The sequence below is a fragment of the Salegentibacter sp. genome (assembly GCF_036568425.1).
Lineage (GTDB): Bacteria > Bacteroidota > Bacteroidia > Flavobacteriales > Flavobacteriaceae > Salegentibacter.
The window spans coordinates 1-7,093 of record NZ_DATCSO010000126.1; the positions used below are offsets into that span (position 1 = coordinate 1).

General features: G+C 39.0%; 6 protein-coding genes. 5 read left to right on the plus strand and 1 reads right to left on the minus strand.

All coding sequences use genetic code 11. From position 1 onward, the window contains the following. From folE to VIM94_RS13130, 5 genes are all read left to right on the plus strand, one after another. Positions 1-681 (plus strand): GTP cyclohydrolase I FolE (folE, locus tag VIM94_RS13110; protein WP_332039752.1); only part of this gene is annotated, 681 nt, incomplete at its 5' end. A gap of 33 nt (positions 682-714) precedes the next feature. After that, complete coding sequence (cysS, locus tag VIM94_RS13115) at positions 715-2,202, plus strand: cysteine--tRNA ligase (protein WP_332039753.1); 1,488 nt, start codon at positions 715-717, stop codon at positions 2,200-2,202. 2 nt (positions 2,203-2,204) lie between these two features. Then, entirely contained in the window at positions 2,205-2,444 is a 240-nt protein-coding gene (yidD, locus tag VIM94_RS13120; protein WP_332039754.1) for a membrane protein insertion efficiency factor YidD, read from the plus strand. A gap of 58 nt (positions 2,445-2,502) precedes the next feature. Then, complete coding sequence (gene lgt / locus VIM94_RS13125; RefSeq protein WP_332039755.1) at positions 2,503-3,324, plus strand: prolipoprotein diacylglyceryl transferase; 822 nt, start codon at positions 2,503-2,505, stop codon at positions 3,322-3,324. Further along, the gene (locus VIM94_RS13130; protein WP_332039756.1) at positions 3,321-3,815 is read left to right on the plus strand and encodes a DUF192 domain-containing protein; all 495 of its coding nucleotides are present in this window, start codon (positions 3,321-3,323) and stop codon (positions 3,813-3,815) included. The genes lgt and VIM94_RS13130 overlap by 4 nt, the downstream gene beginning before the upstream one ends. 214 nt (positions 3,816-4,029) lie before the next feature. Here the strand turns inward: VIM94_RS13130 and secDF are convergent, their stop codons facing one another. Continuing rightward, positions 4,030-7,032 (minus strand): protein translocase subunit SecDF, encoded by a 3,003-nt coding sequence (gene secDF, locus VIM94_RS13135; RefSeq protein ID WP_332039757.1) that lies wholly within the window; start codon positions 7,030-7,032, stop codon positions 4,030-4,032. Positions 7,033-7,093 lie beyond the last annotated feature (61 nt).

Sequence of the window (7,093 nt, forward strand, 5' to 3'; positions counted from 1 at the left end):
ATGAAAATAGACAAAATTTTGACGGAAATTGATGAAATGGGGGATGCCCATGCGGGTAGCAGTGCAGACACACCAATACGCGAGGATGCTTTTGAGCTTAGTAATATTGAAAAAGTTGCCTTAATCAAGGATGACGTAAAGAAAATTATGGAAACTCTGGGACTTGATCTTAACGATGATAGTCTACAGGGAACACCTCAGCGGGTTGCTAAAATGTTCGTGAACGAAATTTTCTCAGGACTTGACCCTGCAAACAAACCAAAGGCCTCCACTTTCGAGAACAAATATAAATACGGAGAGATGCTGGTAGAAAAAAACATTACTGTTTATTCTACCTGTGAACACCATTTACTACCTATCGTTGGGAAGGCACACGTGGCTTATATCTCGAAAGGCAGAGTAATAGGTCTCTCTAAAATGAACAGAATTGTAGATTATTTTGCAAAGCGACCACAAGTCCAGGAAAGAATGACGATGCAAATTGTTCAGGAACTCCAAAGAGCTTTAGGAACACCCGATGTTGCTTGTGTGGTTGATGCTAAGCACCTTTGTGTAAATAGTCGGGGAATCAGGGATATTGAAAGTAGCACCGTAACCAGTGAGTTTGGTGGAGCATTTAAAAACAAGGAGGTGAAACGTGAATTCCTGGATTATATCAAACTGGACACTTCTTTTTCATAATTAATTATTTCCAATTAAAATAACCAACTACCTATGGCGCTTTTTGATGAACAAAGCTTAAAACTGTACAATTCAATGAGTGGGGAGAAAGAAGTATTCACCCCCATAAACCCAGGACATGTAGGCATGTATGTTTGCGGCCCTACTGTTTATAGCAACGTTCATTTAGGCAATTGCCGTACTTTTATTTCCTTCGACCTGGTCTTTAGGTACCTGAAGCACCTTGGATATAAAATAAGGTATGTTAGAAATATTACCGATGCCGGCCACCTTGAAAACGATGCCGACAGCGGAGAGGACCGTATCGCCAAAAAGGCGAGACTGGAAAAAATTGAACCTATGGAAGTAGTACAGCGCTACACTATAGATTTTCATAATATTCTTCAAAAATTCAACAATTTACCGCCAAGTATCGAGCCAACTGCTACAGGCCATATTGTGGAACAAATTGAGATTATAAAGGAAATCCTGGAAAAAGGGTTTGCTTATGAAGCTAACGGGTCGGTTTATTTTGATGTAATGAAATACAACGAAAGTCATCATTATGGAAAATTAAGCGGGCGATCTCTTGAAGATATGATTGCAAACACCCGTGAACTTGCTGCCCAAAGCGATAAGAAGAATCCGCAGGATTTTGCTTTATGGAAAAAAGCCGAACCGCAGCATATTATGCGTTGGCCATCTCCCTGGAGCGATGGTTTTCCTGGCTGGCATTTAGAATGCACTGCTATGAGTACCAAATACCTTGGAGAAGAATTCGATATACACGGAGGCGGAATGGATCTGAAATTTCCACATCATGAATGTGAAATTGCCCAGGGAGAAGCTTCTACCGGTAAGAACCCTGTTCATTACTGGATGCATGCCAATATGCTTACTCTTAATGGTAAGAAAATGGCCAAAAGCACAGGAAATAATATCCTTCCCGAAGAAATTTTTTCAGGTAATAATAATATTTTGGACAAGCCATTTTCTCCAAATGTAACAAGGTTTTTTATGCTTCAGGCACATTATCGCAGCGTGCTGGATTTCTCTAATGAAGCCCTTTCGGCAAGTGAAAAAGGCTTCAACCGACTTATGGACGCTTACCATCAGATCGAGAATCTTCCGGTTGGAGAATCCTCATCTATATCGGTTAGCGATTGGAAACAGTCCTGCTATGATGCCATGAACGACGATTTTAATAGCCCTATCCTTATAGCAAAGCTTTTTGATGCTGTAAAATTCATCAATAGTATTAAAGAAGCTAAAGCAAAAATCACTTCGGAAGATAAAGAAGCCCTGCAGAAAACCATGAAAAATTTCATGTTTGATGTATTAGGACTTCTCGAGAAAACTTCAGAAAATGAAGAAAGTACACAAAAACAGCTTTCAGCAACCATAGAACTGCTTATAAAACTAAGAGCCGAAGCACGGGTAAATAAGAATTTTGCTTTAAGCGACCAGATAAGAGACCAGTTACAGGATATGGGCATTCAGCTAAAAGATGGAAAAGAAGGCACGACCTTCAGTATAGAATAAACATGTTTATAAAGATACTCGCATATCCTTTTATTCTATTGGTGAAATTTTATCGACATTTCATCTCCCCTCTTACTCCTGCAACCTGCCGTTACACGCCTACCTGCTCCCAGTATTCTCTTACGGCTTTAGAAAGGTTTGGAGTGTTTAAAGGCGGCTGGTTAAGCATTAAAAGGATTGTAAGCTGCAATCCCTGGGGCGGAAAAGGCTATGATCCCGTCCCCCCAAAAAAGAATACCTAGCAATTTGCAGAAACCTGCAAATATGTATCTTTACCTTACTAATAAATAAATCTACTTCATGCTCTTCAATGCAATTACCTGGAACCCTTCTGAAGGTTTGGATCTTGGGTTTTTCACCCTTCATTATTACAGTTTAATGTTCCTTATCGCTTTTGGTTTGGGATGGTATATTATGAAAAGTATCTATACCAGAGAAGGAATTGATATAGAGAAACTGGACTCTTTATTTATCTACACAGTGCTTGCTACGCTTATTGGGGCCCGGCTGGGACATGTAATCTTTTATGACTGGGATTACTTCCAGAACCATATACTGGAAATATTCTTACCGGTAAGGTTTGAGCCCGAATTTGAATTCACTGGTTTCAGGGGACTTGCAAGCCATGGTGCCGCGATTGGGATCATTATTGCCATGTATTTATACCGAAAGAAGGTACTGGATAAACCAGTTCTCTGGATCCTTGACCGGATTGTTATTCCTGTTGCCAGTGGTGGTATTTTTATTAGGATAGGGAATTTCATCAATTCTGAAATAATTGGGAAACCAACCAATTCAGACTATGGAGTCATTTTTGCCAAACTGGGTGAAGATTTCCCCAGACATCCTGCCCAGCTATACGAATCGGTTTGTTATTTTTTTATCTTCATTTTGCTATGGTATTTATACTGGAAAACCGATAAACGTTTTAAAGTAGGATACATCTTTGGTTTATTCCTGGTATTGCTTTGGACGGTAAGATTCTTTGTAGAATTCATAAAGGAAGCTCAGGTAGAAGAACGTGCAACCTGGCTCTTAAATACTGGCCAATGGCTAAGTATACCGTTTATAATTGCAGGTTTCTATTTTATGTATCGCCCAACGAAAAATCGTAGCCTATGATCCGTAGAAATCTTTTTTTAAGTCTGAGCCTGGCCTCTGTAATTCTTTTTTCTTCATGTAAAGACGACTCTCAGCCAGAAGAGATAATTGAAGAAAGCATTGAATTCACCAAAGAAGGGGAACTAAGCCTAATCAAAGCTGGAGGTGATACCATAAAGAAATTAGACATTGAAATTGCCGATAGCCAATATGAACATGAGACGGGCTTAATGTACCGGGAAAGCATGGAAGAGCTTCAGGGAATGCTTTTCATCTATGATGATGCAGCACCGCGGGCCTTCTATATGAAAAATACTTATATACCATTGGATATCATCTATTATTCTTCAGACAGCACCGCGGTGAGTTTCTATGAAAATACTGAACCCATGGACCAAACCTCTTTACCTTCAGGGGAACCAACACAATTCGTACTGGAAATAAATGCGGGGCTAATTGAAAAATGGGGTATTGAAGTTGGAGATAAAATTTACTTCAAAAGAACAGACTAAACATATTTCTAAACAAGCAAAAAGGCTTTCCTTACACTCAAGGAAAGCCTTTTTTGTTTACTGTTCTATTAACTGAATTAAACCTACAAAGAAGCCCTAAAGTTTCTGTATTTTTAAATTCTTTCCATCTCTACCAAAACAAAACTAACTCACAGAAACAAAAAAAGGCTCCCCTGTTACGGGAAGCCTTTTTTTTATGAGTATTAAACTTTACTTAAACTGTAGTTTCAGGCTCTTCTTCAAGTTTCTTTTTCTTCTGAATCTTCGCTTTATCGGTAACACTGTCAAACATAACCGGCGTGGCGATAAAGAGTGACGAGTAAGTACCTACAATTACACCTACAATTAAGGCAAACATAAAGCCACGTATACTTTCCCCTCCAAAGATGAAGATAGCAAGCAATACAATTAAGGTGGTTAGCGAGGTATTTAAGGTACGACTTATCGTACTATCCAGAGCTTTATTAATAGTTATGTCGAGGTTCCATGAAGTATGCTCATTAACATACTCCCTAATCCTGTCAAAAACAACCACGGTATCGTTAAGCGAGTACCCAATTACGGTTAGTATCGCAGCGATAAAGGCCTGGTTAATTTCCATACTAAAAGGCATCACCTTATAAAGCAGAGAGAAAACACCTAATACTATAATAACATCGTGAGCTACAGCAGCAACAGACCCAATACTGAACTGCCATTTTCTAAACCTCAATAAGATATAAAGGAAAATAACAACCAGAGATCCCAAAATAGCCCAGAAAGAGTCATTCTTAATATCATCGGCAATGGTAGGTCCAACCTTCATAGACTGCATGATTCCGAGTTCACGATCTGTTCCGCCGGCCTCAAATTGTTCGTAAGTAAGATCCGCAGGAAGATATTCCTGAAGTGCATCAAACATGGTTCTCTGAATTTCCTGGTCTACTTCTGCCCCATCATCCTCTACACGGTAATTGGTAGTGATTTTAAGCTGATTATTTGGTCCAAATGTTTTAGCCTCTGCACTCTCAAAAACTGCTACCAGGTCATCCTGAACATCGGTAGGAGAAACATCCTGGTCAAAACGTACCGTATAAGTTCTACCACCAACAAAGTCAACCCCCAGGTTTAATCCCTGGACAAGTAATGAACCTAAACTTATAATGATTAAAATTCCCGAAATAACATAGGCTAATTTTCTTTTTCCTAACCAATCTATCTTTACATTTTTGAAAAGATTCTTTGTAGCTGAAGTAGAGAATGGAAGTTCTTTTCCGCTTTTTGCGTAACCATCTATAAACAGGCGGGTAATAAAGATCGCGGTAAATAAAGAAGTAGCAATACCAATTAATAAGGTAGTGGCAAATCCTTTAATAGGTCCGGTTCCAAGAATCAAAAGAATAAAACCTGTAAGACCAGTGGTAATGTTTGCATCAAGAATAGATGAAAGTGCATTATTAAAACCATCTTTAATAGCATCTTTCTGCATTTTACCCTTTGCAAGTTCTTCTCTAATTCTTTCAAAGATAAGTACGTTCGCATCTACCGAAATCCCAATGGTTAAAACGATACCGGCAATACCCGGTAAGGTTAGAACGGCCCCAAGTCCTGCTAAAATTCCGAAGATAAAAAGTATGTTCACGGCAAGGGCTATATCGGCATAAATACCAGCCTTTCCGTAGTAGAAAATCATCCAAAGAAGTACAAAAATAAGAGCAATGGCAAAAGACAAAATACCACTATCGATAGCTTCCTGTCCTAAACTTGGCCCTACTATCTCACTTTGAATTATATCTGCAGAGGCAGGAAGCTTACCTGCTCTAAGTACGTTAGCTAAATCCTGTCCTTCTGTAATAGTAAAGTCTCCTGTAATCTCACTTCTCCCTCCTGAGATAGGTCCGCTTGATACTCCGGGGGCAGAATACACAATATTATCAAGTACAATTGCGATCTGGCTTTGATTGTTAGAAGCATAACCCGTCATTTCTTCCCAAATCTTGGCTCCTCTACCATCCATTTGCATAGACACTGCTATCCTACCTACCTGGTCGAATGTTTGCTGAGCATCTGTAATAACGTCTCCACTTAAAGGCGGAGTCATATTTCTATTCCCTTTTAAAGCATAAAGTCCCACAATATCTGCATCCCCTTCAGGAATCCCCCAAACAAATTTAGCGTAACGCTGGTCTGCGGGTAGCAGAGATCTTACCTGAGATTTATTAAGGTATTCCATTGCTTTAGCTGTATCTCTGGTAGAAAAATAAGCTAAAACCGGTCCTCCCGGGGAGCCCGGAGTTCTAATAAGGTCAAATAATGGATTGTTGCCGGTAGGAGCATCAGAAGAATCATCTTCTTCGGCTTCAGCGAGAAGTTCATCAATATCACTATCCTCCGTTGCTGTAGTATCGGCTTCCTGTTGGGTTTCCTTTTTATCTCCAACCAAATCAATCAAACGATTATTAGCCTGTGCAAGGAAGTTCCCGAAATCATTGCTTTTATATACGTGCCAGAATTCTAATTGAGCGGTACTTTGAAGTAGATTTTGTACCCTGCTGATATCTTTAGCCCCTGGAAGTTCTACCAGAATTCTTCCTGAATTCCCTAAACGCTGAATATTTGGCTGTGTAACACCAAATTTATCGATACGTTTACGAAGCACCTCAAATGCTGAGGTAATAGACTCGTCTACTTTTTTTCTTATCACCTCTTCAACTTCAGCATTTGACATTTCAGCATTAATGTCATCGCTAAGGGATTTATTAAAGAATGCATCAGGAGAGGCCAGTCTGGCATCCGGGATTTCGTTAAAAGCTTCGAAAAACAGATCTATATAATCTTCCTGACTGTCTTTTTGAGCTGCATCGGCTTGATCTAGAGCACGATTAAAAGCAGGATCATTAGTATTATTCGCAAGACCGTGAAGAATGTCTCTCACTGAAATCTGAAGGATAACATTAATTCCCCCTTTAAGGTCTAAACCTTTATTTAGTTCTTTTTCTTTGGCATCATTATAAGTAATGCCGGCAATAATTTCGTCGCCTCCTATAGAGTCCAGATAACGTTTTTCTTCAGCATCTCTTAAAACTGAATAATTATCTACATCTTCACCAATTTTTTGAATGGCATATTCTTCAGCTTCATCTTCAACTCTATTTGTAATAAATGTAAATGAAAGCTGGTAAATACATACCAGTCCAAATAAAATTGCAAAAACCTTAATCAGTCCTTTGTTCTGCATTATTCCTTAAATTATAATTAATTAGGTCGATTTTAAAAACGGACAAATATAGGGTTTCAAA

Bases quoted from the DNA above. Each gene is read 5' to 3' on its own strand.
- lgt (WP_332039755.1), top strand. From the start codon at position 2,503: ATGCTCTTCAATGCAATTACCTGGAACCCTTCTGAAGGTTTGGATCTT.
- secDF (WP_332039757.1), bottom strand. From the start codon at position 7,032: ATGCAGAACAAAGGACTGATTAAGGTTTTTGCAATTTTATTTGGACTG.
- cysS (WP_332039753.1), top strand. From the start codon at position 715: ATGGCGCTTTTTGATGAACAAAGCTTAAAACTGTACAATTCAATGAGT.
- yidD (WP_332039754.1), top strand. From the start codon at position 2,205: ATGTTTATAAAGATACTCGCATATCCTTTTATTCTATTGGTGAAATTT.
- VIM94_RS13130 (WP_332039756.1), top strand. From the start codon at position 3,321: ATGATCCGTAGAAATCTTTTTTTAAGTCTGAGCCTGGCCTCTGTAATT.